General features: G+C 69.0%; 14 protein-coding genes. 3 read left to right on the forward strand and 11 right to left on the reverse strand.

Annotated features, from left to right (window positions below; all coding sequences use genetic code 11):
* On the forward strand, positions 1-869 hold an 869-nt coding region (locus ACN469_RS41150; RefSeq protein WP_498777475.1), incomplete at its 5' end, for a sensor histidine kinase.
* Here the strand turns inward: ACN469_RS41150 and thrA are convergent.
* From thrA to ACN469_RS41180, 6 genes are all read right to left on the reverse strand, one after another.
* A complete protein-coding gene (thrA, locus tag ACN469_RS41155; RefSeq protein ID WP_498777477.1) occupies positions 791-3,244 on the reverse strand; it encodes a bifunctional aspartate kinase/homoserine dehydrogenase I in 2,454 nt (817 codons plus the stop codon). The two genes, ACN469_RS41150 and thrA, sit on opposite strands and share 79 nt — an antisense overlap.
* 366 nt (positions 3,245-3,610) lie before the next feature.
* The gene (locus tag ACN469_RS41160) at positions 3,611-5,185 is read right to left on the reverse strand and encodes an adenylate/guanylate cyclase domain-containing protein (RefSeq protein ID WP_498777479.1); all 1,575 of its coding nucleotides are present in this window, start codon (positions 5,183-5,185) and stop codon (positions 3,611-3,613) included.
* Positions 5,186-5,263: 78 nt separating this feature from the next.
* Complete coding sequence (locus ACN469_RS41165; RefSeq protein ID WP_498777481.1) at positions 5,264-6,289, reverse strand: inorganic phosphate transporter; 1,026 nt, start codon at positions 6,287-6,289, stop codon at positions 5,264-5,266.
* A gap of 1 nt (position 6,290) precedes the next feature.
* A complete protein-coding gene (locus tag ACN469_RS41170; RefSeq protein ID WP_498777483.1) occupies positions 6,291-6,917 on the reverse strand; it encodes a DUF47 domain-containing protein in 627 nt (208 codons plus the stop codon).
* A 260-nt stretch (positions 6,918-7,177) separates the two neighbouring features.
* Positions 7,178-7,504 carry a thioredoxin gene (gene trxA / locus ACN469_RS41175; protein ID WP_498777485.1) on the reverse strand — a complete coding sequence of 109 codons (327 nt, stop codon included), beginning with the start codon at positions 7,502-7,504 and terminating at the stop codon, positions 7,178-7,180.
* Between the two features lie 123 nt (positions 7,505-7,627).
* The gene (locus ACN469_RS41180; protein ID WP_498777487.1) at positions 7,628-8,530 is read right to left on the reverse strand and encodes a LysR family transcriptional regulator; all 903 of its coding nucleotides are present in this window, start codon (positions 8,528-8,530) and stop codon (positions 7,628-7,630) included.
* Positions 8,531-8,663: 133 nt separating this feature from the next.
* Between ACN469_RS41180 and dusA the strand changes: the two genes are divergently transcribed.
* Positions 8,664-9,659 carry a tRNA dihydrouridine(20/20a) synthase DusA gene (gene dusA, locus ACN469_RS41185; protein WP_498777489.1) on the forward strand — a complete coding sequence of 332 codons (996 nt, stop codon included), beginning with the start codon at positions 8,664-8,666 and terminating at the stop codon, positions 9,657-9,659.
* A 37-nt stretch (positions 9,660-9,696) separates the two neighbouring features.
* On the opposite strand, the gene ACN469_RS41190 is transcribed toward dusA, so the two are convergent.
* The 4 genes from ACN469_RS41190 to ACN469_RS41205 all read right to left on the reverse strand — a co-directional run bounded on the left by ACN469_RS41190 (position 9,697) and on the right by ACN469_RS41205 (position 14,409).
* Positions 9,697-10,602 carry a Vgb family protein gene (locus tag ACN469_RS41190; protein WP_498777491.1) on the reverse strand — a complete coding sequence of 302 codons (906 nt, stop codon included), beginning with the start codon at positions 10,600-10,602 and terminating at the stop codon, positions 9,697-9,699.
* A gap of 162 nt (positions 10,603-10,764) precedes the next feature.
* Positions 10,765-12,717 (reverse strand): hypothetical protein, encoded by a 1,953-nt coding sequence (locus ACN469_RS41195; protein ID WP_498777493.1) that lies wholly within the window; start codon positions 12,715-12,717, stop codon positions 10,765-10,767.
* A 198-nt stretch (positions 12,718-12,915) separates the two neighbouring features.
* Complete coding sequence (locus ACN469_RS41200) at positions 12,916-13,470, reverse strand: CGNR zinc finger domain-containing protein (RefSeq protein WP_498777495.1); 555 nt, start codon at positions 13,468-13,470, stop codon at positions 12,916-12,918.
* Between the two features lie 9 nt (positions 13,471-13,479).
* Positions 13,480-14,409, reverse strand: a complete 930-nt coding sequence (locus ACN469_RS41205) for an arginase family protein (protein WP_498777497.1) — start codon at positions 14,407-14,409, stop codon at positions 13,480-13,482.
* A 339-nt stretch (positions 14,410-14,748) separates the two neighbouring features.
* On the opposite strand from ACN469_RS41205, the gene ACN469_RS41210 reads away from it, so the two are divergent.
* The gene (locus ACN469_RS41210) at positions 14,749-15,246 is read left to right on the forward strand and encodes an RICIN domain-containing protein (RefSeq protein ID WP_498777499.1); all 498 of its coding nucleotides are present in this window, start codon (positions 14,749-14,751) and stop codon (positions 15,244-15,246) included.
* Between the two features lie 169 nt (positions 15,247-15,415).
* On the opposite strand, the gene ACN469_RS41215 is transcribed toward ACN469_RS41210, so the two are convergent.
* Positions 15,416-16,021, reverse strand: a complete 606-nt coding sequence (locus ACN469_RS41215) for a hypothetical protein (protein ID WP_498777501.1) — start codon at positions 16,019-16,021, stop codon at positions 15,416-15,418.
* Positions 16,022-16,461: the final 440 nt, after the last annotated feature.

A 16,461-nucleotide genomic window follows, 5' to 3' on the forward strand; every position in this document is an offset into this window, starting at 1 on the left:
CCCGGGGCTTCAGCGCGGACGAGGTGACGCTGGCCGAGGAGCTGGGGCGCCGCGCGGCCTTCGCCATCGACAACGCGCAGCTCTACCGCAAGTCCCAGGAGTCCATCCGCGTCCGCGACGAGTTCCTCTCCATCGCCTCGCATGAGCTGAAGACGCCGCTGACGTCCATGAAGCTGCGCATGCAGCAGATGGGGGCGCTCTTGTCCCGGCCCCGGCCCGACTCGACGCTCGCCGCGCGGCTGTCCAGCATGCTGCTCGTCTGCGAGAGCCAGCTCTCCCGGCTGTCGCGCCTGGTGGAGCACCTGCTGGACGTCTCCCGCATCCACGAGTCGCGGCTCGCGCTGCGCCTGGAGGAGATGGACCTGGCCGTCGTCGCGCGCGACGTGGCGGCCCACCTCCGTGAGCAGGTGGAGAAGGCGGGCTGCGAGCTGGTGCTGGAGGCGCCGGAGTCGCTGCCGGGCCGGTGGGACAGGCTGCGGCTGGAGCAGGTGATGATCAATCTCCTGACGAACGCGGTGAAGTACGGCGCGGGCCAGCCCATCTGGATGCGGCTGGCTTCCCACGACGAGCGGGTGTGGCTGAGCGTGGAGGACCGGGGGCTGGGCATCCCCCGCGAGGCCCAGGCGCGCATCTTCGAGCGCTTCGAGCGCGCCGCCTCACCCAACTACGGCGGGCTGGGCCTGGGCCTCTTCATCACCCGGCAAATCGTGGAGGCCCACGGTGGCCGGGTGTGGGTGGAGAGCGAGCCGGGGCGGGGCGCCCGCTTCGTCGTCGAGCTGCCCCAGTGGACTCACGTCAGCGGGCCTTCCACCAGTCGCAGCACGTCCGCCAACACGCCGGACGCCGTCACCGCCGCGCCCGCGCCGTAGCCCCGGATGACCAGCGGCGTGGGGCTGTAGCGCTCGGAGAGGAAGCTGAGCGCGTTCTCTCCGCCCTTCACCGCCGCCAGCGGGTTCTCCAGGGGCACGGCCTTGAGTCCCACCGCGCAGCCCTCGTCCCCGACGCTGCCCACGTACCGCAGCACCTTCCCCTCGCCGCGCAGCTGCTCCACGCGGCGCTGGAAGTCCGCGTCGATGCTCGGCAGGCGCGCGAGGAACGCGTCGAGCGGGCCCGTCGCGTCGAAGTCCGAGGGCAGGAGCGACTCCAGCGCCACCTGCTCCAGCTCCACTTCGCGCCCCAGCTCCCGGGCGAGGATGAGCACCTTGCGCGCCACGTCGGTGCCCTGCAGGTCATCACGAGGGTCCGGCTCCGTGAAGCGCTTCTCCATGGCGGTGCCCACCGCCTGCGACAGCGGCACGCCCTGCTCGGTGAGGCCGAGGATGAACGACAGCGAGCCGGAGAGGATGCCCTCGATTCGGCGCACCTGGTCTCCGGTGCGCAGCATGTTCTTCAGCGTGTCGATGACGGGCAGGGCCGCGCCCACGTTCGTCTCGTACAGGAAGCGGCGCTGGTGGCGGGAGGCCGTCTCGCGGATGGCGCGCCAGTGGGCCATGCGGCCCGCGTTGGCCTTCTTGTTGGCGGTGACGACGTGGAGCCCCGAGGCCAGCAGGGACGGGTAGGCGAGCGCCACGTCCTCGCTGCTGGTGCAGTCCACGAAGATGGGGCGGCCCGGGCGCTTCTCCCGCGCCTGCTCGCGGAAGTGGTCCAGCGACGCCGACACGTTGCCCGCCTCCAGCTTCTCCTTCCACTGCTCCAGGGGGATGCCCGCGGGCTCGATGACGCCCTTGCGGCTGTTGGCGATGGCGCACACTCGCAGGTCCACGCCCTGCGCGCGCAGGTGCGGCGCCTGCTGACGAATCTGCCGCATCAGCTCCCCGCCCACGCTGCCCACGCCGGCCACCAGCAGCTCCACCACCTCCGTGGTGCCGAAGTAGCGGTGGTGCACGTGCGCCATGGCGCGCGGACCGTCCGCCTCGGTGATGACGGCGGAGATGCTGCGCTCGCTGGAGCCCTGGGCGATGGCGGCGATGCTGCAACCCACGTCGGCCAGGCCGCTGAAGAAGGTGCCCGCCACACCCACGCGGTGGCGCATGCCGTCGCCGACGATGCTGAGCACCGCCAACTGTCCCTGGCGTTCAATCGTGTCCACCTTGCCGGCCTCGAGCTCCACCTCGAACTCGGCCTCCAGCGCGTGCACGGCGGCGTCGGACTCCGACTGCTGCACGCAGAAGCTGATGGAGCACTCGCTGGAGCCCTGGGTGATGAGGACCACGGAGATGCCGGTGCGGGCCATGGACGCGAAGACGCGCGCGGCGGTGCCCGGGACGCCCTTGAGGCCCGCGCCGGCGATGTTGATGAGCGCCACGTCGCGCAGGAAGGACAGGCCGCGCACGGGGTGGTCCGGCGGGGCGGCGGAGTCCGTCACCAGGGTGCCGGGGTGCTCGGGGCGGAAGCTGTTGCACACGCGCACGGGGATGCCGCGCTCGCGGGCGGGGGCAATCGTCTTGGGGTGGAGCACCTTGGCGCCGAAGTACGCCAGCTCCATCGCCTCCTCGAAGCTCACCTCCGCCAGGGGGAAGGCCTCCGGGACGAGGCGCGGGTCGGCGCTGAAGATGCCGTCCACGTCCGTCCAGATTTCCAGCAGCTGTGCATCCAGCGCCGCCGCGGCCAGCGCCGCCGAATAGTCCGAGCCCCCGCGCCCCAGCGACATCGTCTTGCCGCGCTCGTCGCCGCCGAAGAAGCCCGGCATCAGCAGCAGCCCGGGGCCCTTCTCGTCGCGCAGCGGGGCGAAGCGCGCGCGAATCTCGTCCATGCGGGGCGTGGCCTGCAGCGGGTCTCCCGAGCAGATGAGGGTGTGGCGCGGCTCCACCGCGTGGGGTGCCAGCTTGCGCGCCGACATCAGCGCCTCCAGCAGCAGGCAGGAGGCGCGCTCACCCAGGCCGGACAGGTGGGCGAGCACCGACGGAGAGCACTCGCGCAGCAGCCCCACGCCCTGGAGCAGTCCGCGCAGCTCGGTGGAGATGGCCGCGAGCCCCAGCTCCAGCGGCGCGAGCGCCTCCAGCTCCCCTCCCAGCTCCCGGGCGATGGAGAGGTGGGTCTGCTCGAAGCGGGAGAGCGCGGTGTCCACCTCACCGCCCTCCTGGGCGAGCCGCGCCGTGTCCACCAGGAGGTTGGTGATGCCGGTGACGGCCGAGGCCACCACGCACACGCGCGTCTGCTTGCGCGCCTGCTCCACAAGGTCCACCACGCGCCGAATCTGGGCGGTGCCCCCCACGCTCGTCCCGCCGAATTTCATCACCCGCATGACGGCACCTCGCGGCGGGCGGGGAGGCGCGAGGCGGCGGACTGTCGGGGCGTCGTCGGGGTCTGGGTCTGCATGGGGTTCCAGGGTCGGTGTGGAGGGAAACGAAAAAAGCCCCGCGCCGGGGAGCGCGGGGCCAGGTCGGAAGGACTGCCAGTTCCGAGCTAGACCGCCCGCGCTCCGCGGGGAGTCGTCGTGGTCGTCGTCGTCGTGGAAGGAGCGGTGGCAGCGCGCGCGCAGGACGAGGACGTCTGTCCCGGGGTCCACGCGAAGTCGGAGCGCATGCCGTTCACGAAGTGGAACGCTGACCGATGACCCCGGTGCGAGTCAAGCCGCCCTCCCAGCCGGGCGGGCGAGGGCCGCGCCGCCTCAGTCGTCCCACGCGACCTGGTGGAGCGTCAGCGCGTCCTGCTTGCCCTTGACCCGGGTGGGCGGCAGCGGCGTCAGGCGCCACGTCGGCTCGAGCAGTCTGACGCGCGTGGCGTCCGAGAGGACGACCTCTCCCGCCTTCGCCACGCCGCACACGCGACTGGCCACGTTGGTGACGTCGCCCAGGGTGGCGTACTGGAGGTATCGCCCGGAGCCGATGTTGCCCGCGGCGGCGGGCCCGCTGTTGAGGCCTACGTGGATGCGCAGCTCCGGATGGCCCTTCTCGCGAAAGCGCGCGTTGAGCGCCACCAGCGCGCGCTGCATGTCCACCGCCGCGTGCAGGGCCCGGTCCGCGTCGTCCTCGCGGGAGAAGGGCGCGCCCCAGACGGCCATCAGCGCGTCGCCGATGTACTTCTCCAGCGTCCCCTCGTGGCGGAAGACGGCGTCCGCCATCACCGGGAAGTACTCGTTGAGCATGTCCACGACTTCGCGCGGACGCAGCGACTCGGACAGCGGCGTGAAGTCGGAGATGTCGGCGAAGAGCACCGTCACCTCCGTCTCCACCACCTCCAGCATGGCGCCCGGCGACGCGTTGAGCCTGCGGACGACGGCGGGCGGGAAGAAGCGCAGGTACGTGTTGCGCAGCACGGCCTCCTCTTCCAACCGCCGCGCCAGCCTCGCGTTGTCGATGGCGACCGCCGCCTGGTTGGCGAAGGCGGTGAGGAACTCCAGGTCCTCCTCGGTGAAGAGCCCGCCCTGCGAGCGGTTGTCCACGTAGAGCACGCCCAGCCAGGTGTCGCGGGGCCGCAGGGGCACGCACATGGCGGAGAGGATGGCCTGCGAGCGGATGGAGGCGGAGCTGTCCAGGCGCAGGTCGCCCTGGGCGTTGGCGAACAGCGACGCCAGCCCCTGGTCCCTGACGAAGTCGACGATGCGCTGGCTGTAGAAGCGCTCCGGCAGCACCTCGCCATTGGCCGCGCGCGCCACGCGGGGACGCAGCTCGCCGGTGGCCTCGTCCACCAGCAGGAGCGCCGCGCGGTCCACGCCGAGGATGCGGAAGACGAGCTGGAGGATGCGCTCCAGCAGCGTGTCCAGCGCGCCGGGGGAGGAGAGCACCCGCGCCACCGCGAGCAGCACCTGGAGCCGCTCCCGGGTGAGGTCGCCCGAGGGCTCCGGCCGAACGCGCAGCCTGGGCGCGTCCGCGTCCAGCAGCGTCTCCAGGGGCGACAGGGTGAAGCGCGTGTCCAGCGTGCGCGTGTGCAGCGGGCTCAGCTCCTCCTCTGGCTCGGGGTCGCCCGCGAGCAGCTGGAACCACACCTCGCCGCAGCGGAAGGCATCGCCCTCCTGGAGGACGTGCCGCTCGACGCGGACCTCGCCCAGGAAGGTGCCGTTCTTGCTCCCCTGGTCCACCAGCACCACGCGCGTGCCCTGGCGCTCCAGCCGCGCATGGCGCCGCGAGAGGCTCTTGTGGAGCACGCAGACGGAGCTGTCGTCCGTCCTGCCGATGGTGGTGGTGCCCTCGGGGAGCAGGAGCTCCTGCTCTCCTTCCCGCCCGGGGTTGAGGATGAGGCGCATGGAGCGGGGGATGCTAACACCCGCCCGCGGGCCTCCCGAAGGAAGTGGCCGGCGCGGGCGGGTGGCGAGGCCGGGTGCTCAGCCCACCAGCCGGACGACAATCTGCGTCAGCCCATAGACGAGCAGCGCCATGAACGCGGCGGCGGGGATGGTGAACACCCAGGCCCAGATGATGCGGCCGGCCACGCCCCACTTCACCGCGCGCCAGCCGCGCGTGGAGCCCACGCCGACGATGGCGCCGGTGATGGTGTGGGTGGTGGACACGGGGATGCCCAGCTCCGCCAGCGCGATGATGGTGACGCCGCCACCGGTCTCCGCGCTGAACCCGCCGATGGGCGCCAGCTTCGTGAGGCTGTGGCCCATGGTGCGGATGATGCGCCAGCCGCCGAAGAACGTGCCCAGGGCGATGGCCGCGTGACAGGAGATGATCATCCACCAGTCGATGTGGAACGGGCGGTCCTTCCAGATGGTGCCGAAGAGCACCACGGCGATGATGCCCATCACCTTCTGCGCGTCGTTGGTGCCATGGCTGTAGGAGAAGATGGCGGACGACACGAGCTGGAGCCGACGGAACCATCTGTCGACATAGGTGGGCGTCTGCTTGTGCACCACCCAGGTGCTGATGAGCATCAGCGACATGCCCAGGAACGTGCCGATGAGCGGGGAGAGCACGATGAAGGCGGCGATCTTCGCGATGCCCGCGCCCATCAATCCCTTGAAGCCCAGCACCGGCACCGTCGCGCCAATCATTCCACCCGCGAGCGCGTGTGACGAAGAGGAGGGCAGGCCCCACCACCACGTCAGGAGGTTCCAGGCGATGGCGCCCATCAGCGCGGCGAAGATGACCGACAGCACGGCCGAAGGGCCCGCGCCGCGCAGCATGTCGAAGTTGATGATGCCCTTGCCCATGGTGTTGGCGACATGGACACCGCCGCTGAAGGCGGCAATGAAGTTGAAGAAGGCGGCCCACGCCACGGCCAGGTTCGGTGACAACACCCGGGTGGATACCACCGTGGCGATGGAGTTCGCCGCGTCGTGGAAGCCGTTGATGAAGTCGAAGATGAGGGCGACTCCAACTATCAGGATGACGGCCGCGAGTAGCATCTCAGGAGTGCTCCAGCACCACGCCCTCGATGACGTTCGCCACACCCTGACACTTGTCCGTGGCGGTCTCGATGAGGTCGTAGATCTCCTTCCACTTGATGATGGTCAGGGTGTCCACGCCGCTCTTGAAGAGCCGGCCCAGCCCGGAGCGCAGCACCTCGTCCGCCTGCGTCTCCAGCCGCTTGATCTCCTTGCAGCCAGCGAGAATCTGCTCAGGCTTCTTGATGAGCCGCAGCGCCGCCACCACCTCCTGCACCTTCTCCGCGGACATCACCAGGAGGCGCGCCAGCTCCGTCGCGTCGGGCAGGCTGCTCTGGATTTCGTAGTAGTGCAGCCGGGATGCGGCCGCGTTCGCCAGGTCCAGCACGTCGTCGATGCGCGACAACAGCGAGTGGATCTGCGTCCGGTCGAACGGGGTGATGAACTGCTTGTGCAGACGGTTGAAGGCGGTGTGGGTGACTTCGTCGCCCAGGTGCTCCACGTCCTTGAGCGCGCGGACCCGTGCGGGCACATCGCGATAGTCGCTCAGCAGTTCGTACAGCATCTTCGCGCCTTGAACTGTCGCGGCGCACTGCTTGTCGAAGTCGTCGAAGAACTCGTCCGACTTGGGCATCAGCCTTTCGAGCATGGCTACCTCCCGGTTGGGCACACCCGGGATGTCACCTGCGTGTGACGCTCCCGTGGCGCGCCCGTGACTACCTCACCTGGGGATAATCGCCAGCCTTCCTTTTTGACTTGCAACTGAAAGCCGGTCACCTCAGAGGGCGGCCGTACTCACGGCCGGTGCTACAGGCCAGGCTCACCCGGGGTGGGCTGTTGTCGTCCTGGCGCTCCTCTGGCTCCCACCCTGAGCCGACCTTTCACGAGCCACGCGCGAGACGGCGCGTCTCAGAGCCAGGCGAGCAGCTCCTGCTCCAGCCGTGCCCTGGGCATCGCACCCACGAGCTGGCGGACCACCTTGCCCTCCTTGAACACGAGCAGGCAGGGCAAGGCGCGGATGCCGTAGCGCTGCGCCGCCTGCTGGTGGGCGTCCACGTCGATTTTCGTCACCTTCAGCCGGCCCCGGTACTCGACGGCGAGCGCGTCCAGGATGGGGGAGATGAAGCGGCACGGGGGACACCATGCGGCGGTGAAGTCCACCAGCACCGGCCCCTTCGCCTCCAGCACCTCCCGGTCGAACTCCGCGTCTCCCAGCTCGATGACGTCCGCCGACATGTCCTGTCCTCCTCGTGGGGGCACGGCCGTGAAGGCCGCGCCTGATTGTGGAGGGAAGGTGTAGCGGCCGGGCGGCGTGGGGACGAGAGCCCCTGGCGGAACGCTGGGTTGCGGGAAGCGCCCCTACCGCGCGCGGGTGGGAGACGTGGCCTCGTCCCACGGCAGCGCGGCGCCGCGTTCTCCCAGCAGCGTCAGGAAGGCGCGGACCTTGGGCGGGAGCTGCCGGCTGCTGGGGTAGACGGCGAAGATGGGGATGCCCGGGGGCGTCTGTGCTTCCAGCACCGGGACGAGCAGCCCGTTCCTCACGTCGTCGACGACGAGCGACGCGGGCAGCCGCACCAGGCCCAGCCCCGCGCGAGCCGCCGCCTGGCCCGCGCGCACGCTGGGCACGCGCAGCCTTCCGGTGACGGGCACGCTCTTCGCGGTGCGGCCCTCGCCGAAGAACCAGACCTCGTCGGTGCCGGGCTCGGCCAGCACGACGCAGGAGTGGCCCTGGAGTTCAGCGGGTGTCCTCGGAGTGCCTTGCCGGGAGAGATAGGCGGCGCTGGCGTAGTACCCGGTGCGCAGGCGCCCCAGCTTGCGCGCCACCAGCGACGAGTCCGCGAGCGGCCCGGTGCGCAGCGCCAGGTCGTACTCCTCCGCGATGAGGTCCACGTGGGCTTCGGCCAGGGACACCTCCACGCGCAGGAGCGGGTGGCGCAGGAGCAGCTCCGCGATGACGGGCGTGAGCAGCTCGCCCAAGAGGGAGAGGGTGGCGATGCGCAGGGTGCCCTGGGGCGTGGCGCGGGCCTCGCCCAGCGCGCGGTTCACCTCGCGGGCCTCGGCGACCAGCCGCGCGCAGTGGGCGTGGTAGTCGCGGCCGGCCTCGGTGAGCCGCAGGTGGCGGGCGTTGCGCTCCAGGAGGCGAACGCCCAGGCGCTCCTCCAGCGCGGAGAGCCGGCGACTGACGGTGGACTTGCGCAGGCCCAGGCGCGTGGAGGCGGCGGTGATGCCGCCCGCGGTCACCACCTCCGAGAAGAGGAGCATGTCATCCAGCAGGGGTGGGCTCGGGGGCACGGGAGCAGCCTAGCCGGGACGGTTGTCCGGCTCCTCTCCCTTCGGGCCCCCGGGCGTCACTGGGGGGTGGGCAGGGGAGGGAAAGCCGGGTAGATGAAGCCCGATGCCTTCCCGCCCCATGCCGTTGTGTGTCGCGCCGATGATGGACTGGACGGACCGGAACTGCCGGTACTTCCACCGTCAAATCAGCCGGCACACGCTGCTGTACACGGAGATGCTGACCACGGGCGCCGTGCTCCATGGCGACCGCGAGCGGCTGCTGGGCTACGAGGCGGCCGAGCACCCGGTGGCCATCCAGCTGGGTGGCTCGGAGCCGGAGGCCCTGGCCGAGTCCGCGCGCATCGCCGAGTCGTGGGGCTACGCCGAAGTGAACCTCAACGTGGGCTGCCCCAGCGACAGGGTGCAGTCGGGCCGGTTCGGCGCGTGTCTGATGGCGGAGCCGGAGCTGGTGGCGCGGCTGGTGGGCGCCATGCGCGCGGCGGTGAAAATCCCGGTGACGGTGAAGTCGCGCATCGCCATCGACGAGCTGGAGGAGTGGCCCACGCTGGAGCGCTTCGTGCGCCTGGTGGCCGCCGAGGGCTGCACGCGGTTCATCGTCCACGCGCGCAAGGCGTGGCTCCAGGGCTTGAGCCCCAAGGAGAACCGGGACGTGCCGCCCTTGCGCTACGACCTGGTCCACCGGCTCAAGCAGGAGCTGCCCCACCTGGACATCAGCATCAACGGCGGCATCAAGACGCTGGACGCCGCCGCTGAGCACCTCACTCACGTGGACGGGGTGATGATTGGCCGCGCGGTCTACGAGAACCCCTATGTGCTCGCGGAGGCGGACCGTCGCTTCTTTGGCGCGGAAGAGGCTCCGCGCGAGCGGCACGAAGTCGTGGAGGCCATGCTCCCGTATATCGAGCGGAGCCGTCAGCGGGGCGCGCCGCTCGGCGCCGTCACGCGGCACATGCTCGGCTTGTTCCAGGGACTTCCGGGCGCGCGCGCGTGGCGCAGGCACCTGAGCGAGAACGCGCACAAGCCGGGCGCGGGGCCGGAGGTGGTGGTGGCCGCGCTCGCGAAGGTGCGTCGCGAGCCGGAAGCGGACGTCGCTGCCTGAGCGCCGCGTCGCGCTGTCGGCGCGGGCGTGGCGGTCCTCAGGGCGGCGAGAAGCGCCCGATGCGTCCTGCCTCCTCCGCGAACCACAGGGCTCCATCCGGCCCGACGGCGATGCCGTGGGGCTCCGCTTTCTGAGTGGGAATGGCGTACTCGGTGACGACTCCGGACGTGGTCATCCGTCCGAGGTGATTGCTGCCCCACTGCGTGAACCACAGGGCCCCATCGGCCCCCGTGACGATGGCGTGGGGACGCGCTCCCGCGCGGAGCAATGAGTACTCCGTGATGCGCCCCTCCGTCGTGATTCGGCCAATCCGGTCCGCGAGAATCTCGACGAACCAGAGCGCGCCATCCGGCCCCCACGTGATTCCCACGGGCCCCGCCTTGGCCGCGGGCAAGTCGTAGCCGGAGACCTGTCCATCCACGGTGATGCGCCCGATGCGGTTGCCCTGATTCTCCGTGAACCAGAGCGCGCCATCCGGCCCAGGGGTGATGAACGAAGGATAGCAACCGGCCTGGAGCGCGAACTCGGTGACGTCGCCTTCCAGGTTGATGCGCCCAATCCGATGCACGGTCATCTCCGTGAACCAGAGCGCACCATCGGGTCCGGCGCAGATGCCGAAGGGACCGGCTTGCGGCGTCGGCAACGTGAACTCGGTCACCGCTCCGCTCATCGTCACGCGGCCCACGCGGTTCGCCTTCTGCTCGGTGAACCAGAGCGCGCCATCGGGCCCGGCGGTGATGATGGACGGCCCGGCTTCGGGTGTCGGGAGCGGGAAGCCCGTCACCCGGCCATGGATGTCGATACGACTCACACGGCCCGCGTGAACCTCGGTGAACCACAGCGCCCCGTCCGCTCCCCCGACGATTCCGTAGGGGCCCGTGGATGCGGACGCGAGGGGGTACTCGACGAACTGGCCATGCTCGGAGCCAGGGGCCTGCGGCATCGGGTGTCTCCAGGAGGCGCGTGAGGTGACCGCCGAACCCTCTCCCGCGATGTCACCGACGTCCAGCGCGGAGAGACACCTGTCGCGCGTGTGTTCCCCTCAAGACAAGACAAAGCCCGGGTCTCCTCTCGGGGACCCGGGCCTTGGGCGAAGCAGTCTGTCTCAGCCGATGACCAGCTCGCCGGGCAGCGGCTTCTTGTCGCCGTCCATGAACAGCCCGAAGTAGCTCTCCGCCAGCCGGAACTCGTTGTACGCCGGCGAGCAGGCCATGGTGCGCACCGCCATCAGCGGGTCCATCGGCTTGCCGTCGTACTCGGTGAGAATCATGTTGATGCCCATGTGCCCGCCGTTCTCCGCCTGGATGCCGGAGCGGCGCTGCAGCTCCTTGATGTCGGCGGCGGTGAGGTTGAGCGTGATGGGGTCGTCGTTCTCACGGGCGGCCTTCGCCTTCTCCGCGTCACCCGTGTACGAGTACACCAGCAGCTCGCGCGCGTTGTCGTCCGTGGTGTCGAACTTCATCGCGAACTTCTCGGAGTTGGGGATGAGCTTGCCATCCTTGCCGTACTTCTGCTCGATGGTGATGTCCGGGTGGTCGCCACCGTAGGTGATGTCGGACGTCATCGACTTCGTCCCATCCGGGTGGTGGGTGATGAGGAAATCGCCCGTGTTCGTCGTGCCGTCCGTCTCGATGCTGAAGGGACCCACGTCGATGCCGACCTTGGCGCCCGTCGACTCGTAGTTGATCTTGTCGAAGCGCAGCGTGTTGGACACGCCCGGGCCTTCCTTCTCCGGCATCCGGCCGTCCTTCGCGAAGGCCTCGTAGGCCTTCTTCCCATCCGGGTTGGACAGGTCGAACTCGGCGGTGCGCAGCTTGTACTCCTTCAGCGTGTCGGAGCGGCTCATGCTCACGGACACCGGGCCGGCGCCCAGGGTCACCTTGCCGTTGTTCTCGATGAACTCCGTGGGGCCCGCCGTCATCGACAGCTTGTCGCCGTTGCGCGTGACCTCGACGGACATGCCCTTGCCGGACTTCACGTCGCCGGAGATGCCCAGCTCCGCCGCGTGGTAGGACAGGCCCACGTCCAGGCCGTAGCCGGCGAACTGGCTCTGCTCCATCTTCACGGTGGCGCCGTCCGGAATCGTCTCGGCGTTCAGCGGATGCGGAGGCGCGATTTCGCCCGCCTTCAGCTTCTCGTAGTCCGCCTCCTTCATCTTCACTTCGTACGTCATCGTCTTGCCGGCCTCGACGCTCCCCTCCACGGAGGCGCCCACGCCGACCTTGGCCTTCGAGAACTCCACCGACCCGGACGCGGACACCGACGTCTCGGCGGTGATGGAGACGGTGACGTACCCGTCCTCCTTCTTCACGTCCTTCTCGAGCGTGTCACTGAACTCGACGGACACCGGCCCGGCCTGGCCCGGAATCTTGATTTCGTGCGGCTCGGTGGTGGCGGGGTTGGGCGCGGGGCCGATGTCCGCGGGGTTGTCCGCGACCATCATCTTCTGCAGCTCGGGCGAAACGTTCGCGTCCGCCAGCGCCTGGGCGCGCTCGGGCGAGCCGGCTTCGGCGGAGAAGATCTTCGCGGCGGACGTGCCGGAGATGGAGCCCGCCTCGCTGTAGTGCGGCTGGTCCTTCAGGTACGCCGGCATGTCCTCGTAGCTCTTGCCGTTGCTCGGGTCCAACACGCGCTCGCCCTGGCGAACGACGACGTGGCCCGACTGGCCCTCGGCTCCCGGGCGCGAGTCCTTGAGGAACACCAGGTCCGAGCGGCTCTGCAGGTCCGGCGACGACTTGCTGACGAAGTCCGCCGCCTTGTCGAGGCAGTTGACCTTGCTGTCCTTGTTGTTCTCCGTGAACAGCGACGAGGAGGGGCCGCTCTGGCCGTCGAGCTTCAGCTTGTTCTTCGCGACCGCGGGCTCGAAGGTCGACTTGTTCTTCAGCCCCTCGGCCACCTTGCGAGCCGCCTCGGCGGCCTGCTTCGCCGCGGCCTGCGCCGCCTTGCGAGCTGCTTCCGCCGCCTGACGCGCCGCCGCCTCCGCCGCCTTGCGAGCCGCTTCCGCGGCCTGGCGTGCCGCAGCCGCGGCCCCGCCGTCACCAATGCGCTCGGTACCCATGGTGTCTCTCCTTGAAGTCGTACGAATTTCCCAATTCTCGGGAGATGGGGCCGGAGGTTGCGTCCCGACTGGAAATTCGGAGGCTTTTGCCGGGGTCCCCTGTCACGGAGTGAGAAAGCGGGGCCGCGCCCGTACCCAGGGCGTGGGGAGGTCACCGGCCGTGCGGCTGGCGTGCTCACGCCACGTCGAGGCGGTGGATCAGCGCTTGGAGGGGCTGGTGCGGAAGCGCTGGAGCTTGGTGCGGTTGCCGCAGACGGCCATGGAGCACCAGCGTCCGGAGCGGTTCTTGGACGTGTCGAAGAAGGCCTCCTGGCAGGCGCCCGCGGCGCAGACCTTCATCCGGGGCCAGTGGCCGTCCTGTTGGGTGGAGACGATGGCGGCGAAGAGTCCGCCCAACGCCTTCCATCCTCCGGTGCCCACGGGACGCAGCCGTACGCCATCGGGGCCGAAGCCCACGGTGAGGGGGCTGGCGGCGGCCACGCGGTCCAGGGTGCGGAGCTCGGAAGGGGGGAGGGGCTCTCCGGTGTGCGAGAGCAGCACGGCGCGCAGGGCCTCGCGGGCTTCGATGGCGGCCTTGAAGGACTCGGGGGAGAAGGTCTCTCCGGAGGACAGGAGGCCGCGCGCGCGGCACCAGGTGGCGAGGGCGTCCGAGGAGGGCACCGCGTCGACGAGCTTCTCCACGTCCAGCGTGTTGACGAAGTCGAGCAGCAGCACGACCTCCGTTGGAAGCCCGGGACTGTGCGCGTCGGCCATGGCCGGGGCCTATCGCGTCCTGGGCGTGGGCACCAGGGCCCCCAGCCCCGTGACCAGGCTGTCCACCAGCGCGCGGGCCGCGTGGCGCTCGGGGTCCAGGCTGGGGTCATAGATGGTGACGTCCATTCCCACCGCGAGTCCGGAAGCGACGAGGTGGGCCACCAGCTCGCCCAGCTCCTCCACGCGCAGGCCGTCGGGCTGGCGGGAGTCGACGGCGGGCATGACGTCATCGTCCATGACGTCGGCGTCCAGGTGCATCCAGAAGCCGCTGACGCCGGAGGTGCGGAACCTCGCGACGGCCTGCTCCACGCTGGCGGCGATGCCCTGCTGGCGTAGGGTGTCCAGGTCCAGCCAGCCCATGGCGGTGTCGCGCACGTGCTCGGCGGAGACCTGCGCGCCCCAGTGCTCCAAATCCCTGACACCGAGCACGGCCACGTCCGCGTCCCGCACGAGGGGCCCGCGTCCCTCCAGGTTGGACAGCACGGAGGGGCCGCGCCCGGAGGAGAACCAGAGGTCCATGCCGGCCGCGCCGCCCAGCTCGGAGGCTTCGGGAGGCCAGAAGTCGGTGTGCCCGTCCATGAAGGCGAGGCCGTGGTGGGCGCCGGTGCGCTTCAGGCCGAGGAGGCAGCCGAGCAGGATGCTGCAGTCGCCCCCGAGCACCAGCGGGAAGCGCTTGTCGCGCACGACCCCTTCGACCACGTCGGCGAGCCGTGAGCTGAACTCCGCGATGCCGTGTGGGTTGATGACCCGGGTCTCCTTGTCGCGCTGGGGGACATAGGGGCCGGGCTTCACGGTGTGCTCGACCTGGGCCTTGAGTCGGTGACCCAGGCCCGCTTCCAGCAGGGCCTCCGGCAGCAGGTCCACCCGGGGTGTCCGCTTGTCAGGGCGACTCAGTCCCAGACCGGAGGGCGCGGCGATGAGGGCGATGGGCAGCGGCATGGGGACTCCTCTGGGGTCATATAACCACTGTTTTTATTTTGGTGGTTTCGACGAGGGTAGGCCCGAAGCCGGGTGGATGCAACCATTCAATTGAAATGGGTGGTTACGTGAGGAGAGCCTGACGCAGGCGCCCCGCTTCGCCTGTGTTATCTCGGGCCGAACATTCCCATCCGTACCGGCGGGGGCACTGTTCGCGCTAAGCAGACGCATCCGACTCTTGGACATGCGTGTATGGATTGCTTCCATCCAGGATAGTCGTGTATCCATGAAATCCCTGGACCTTCAGCAACTCTTGACTTGGAGAGGGGCGGCGACCGGTCCCGTACAGGGGGGCGCATCATGCGATTTGCTTTGCTGGTTGCAGTTCTCGTAGCCGTTCCGACGCTGTCACACGCTCAACCGTTCTATTTCGTCAGGGCGCAAAACAGCAACAAGTGCCTTCACGTTCACGGTGGTGGCTCAGGAAATGGCGACAACATCACGCAATGGGACTGTCTGGGTAATTACTATAATACTCAGTGGGAATTCGTTCCGGTGTCCACCAACAGTCCGTACTATTTCGTCAAGGCGCGACACAGCGGAAAGTGTCTGCACGTGCATGGCGGGGGATACGGTAATGGAAAGAACATCACTCAGTGGGCCTGTCTTGCGGGTGCCTACAATACCCAATGGGAGCTGATCTACTCTGGTAGTCCGAGCTACTACTACATCCGTTCCAGGGACAGTGGGCAGTGTGCGCATGTCCACGGCGGCTCGGTCTCCAACGGCGGCAACATCACGCAGTGGGACTGCGTATCAGCACCCAATTTGCTGTGGAGAATAGATCGCGTTTGGTGAAATCACGTCCCAGGGGATGGGGGCTCTGTTGAGGGGGGAGTAGGCAGAGGGGCCGCGGGACATAGGGACCGGGGTTCACGGTGTGCTCGACCTGGGCATTGAGACATCAACAGCGAGGCCGTGGGCCCTGGGCCGATGAGGCCCAGGACCCAGTGAGACGCAGGACGGCTCAGCGGCTGCCGGCCTTCACGCGCCGGAGGAGGGCGGCGAGCCCCGTCTCCTTGGAGCCGGCCTGGGCCCGTGGGCTCGAAACCGCGGGGTCTTCCAAGGCAGGGCCCGAGACCTCCGAGTAGACATCGATGACCACCGGCCCGGCGCCGCAATCGCCCGTGAGGACCGAATTGAGCGAGAGGTTGAGGACGTCATGGGTATCCAGGTAGCCCCATCCGAAGCTGTAGCTCATCGTGAGCGAGCAGCCCGGCGCTGGGCTGGCCGTGCAGGCGCCCGGCAGGGTGAGGAAGGAGCGCGGGCCCACCATCACCGCCGGAGGGCCGCACTGTTCCCAGGAGAGGACGGCGACGTTCAGTCGTGGCGAGGGACCGTCGGGGGTGATGATGAAGATGTCTTCCGTTTCCATCGCCTCCGTCTGACCATTCTCGGTGAAGTACATCACCCCCGTGACGAGGTATTCGCCTGTCACCCTGTCCCGGGGGGCCGTCTCCTGGGCACTCAGGCCACTCTGCTCCGATACCTCGGCGCTCGGGGCGACTTCGCCGCCACCACACGCGCCGAGCAGAATCGAGCCAATCACAACCCATCCATGTGAACGCATCATTGTTGTTTCCTCCTGGTGATTCAGAGCGCGGGTTTCGCCCATGAGCCCGGCCGCCGCGAGGTGCCCCCGCCACGGTGCCAAAGGTAAGCGAGTCATTCCTGCCTGTCAGAGACTCGGGGACGAAGCGAGGGGAGCCAGGGATGAATTGAATTTCACCAGGGACGAAGTGGTTTGCACTCCCCCAAACTGTGGGAGGCCAATGGGCCGCGCACGGTGACGATTTGCAACGTGACCTTCCCTTGAAGGGGCTCCGAGGCATGTCGGGGTGACGTTGTAAGATTCCGCCGCGCAGTCGGTTTCCATCCGTTTGTCAGACGGGAATGCCAGCATTCAACCCACTTGCCTTCCTTGAAGAGGGGCATGGGGGTGAAAAATGCGTGGTGGCCTCCTGATACTGTGCGCCGTTCTCTTCGTCACGGGGTGCGCAGGCGTTGAACCCT

This window comes from Corallococcus terminator (genome assembly GCF_049194865.1).
GTDB lineage: Bacteria > Myxococcota > Myxococcia > Myxococcales > Myxococcaceae > Myxococcus > Myxococcus terminator_A.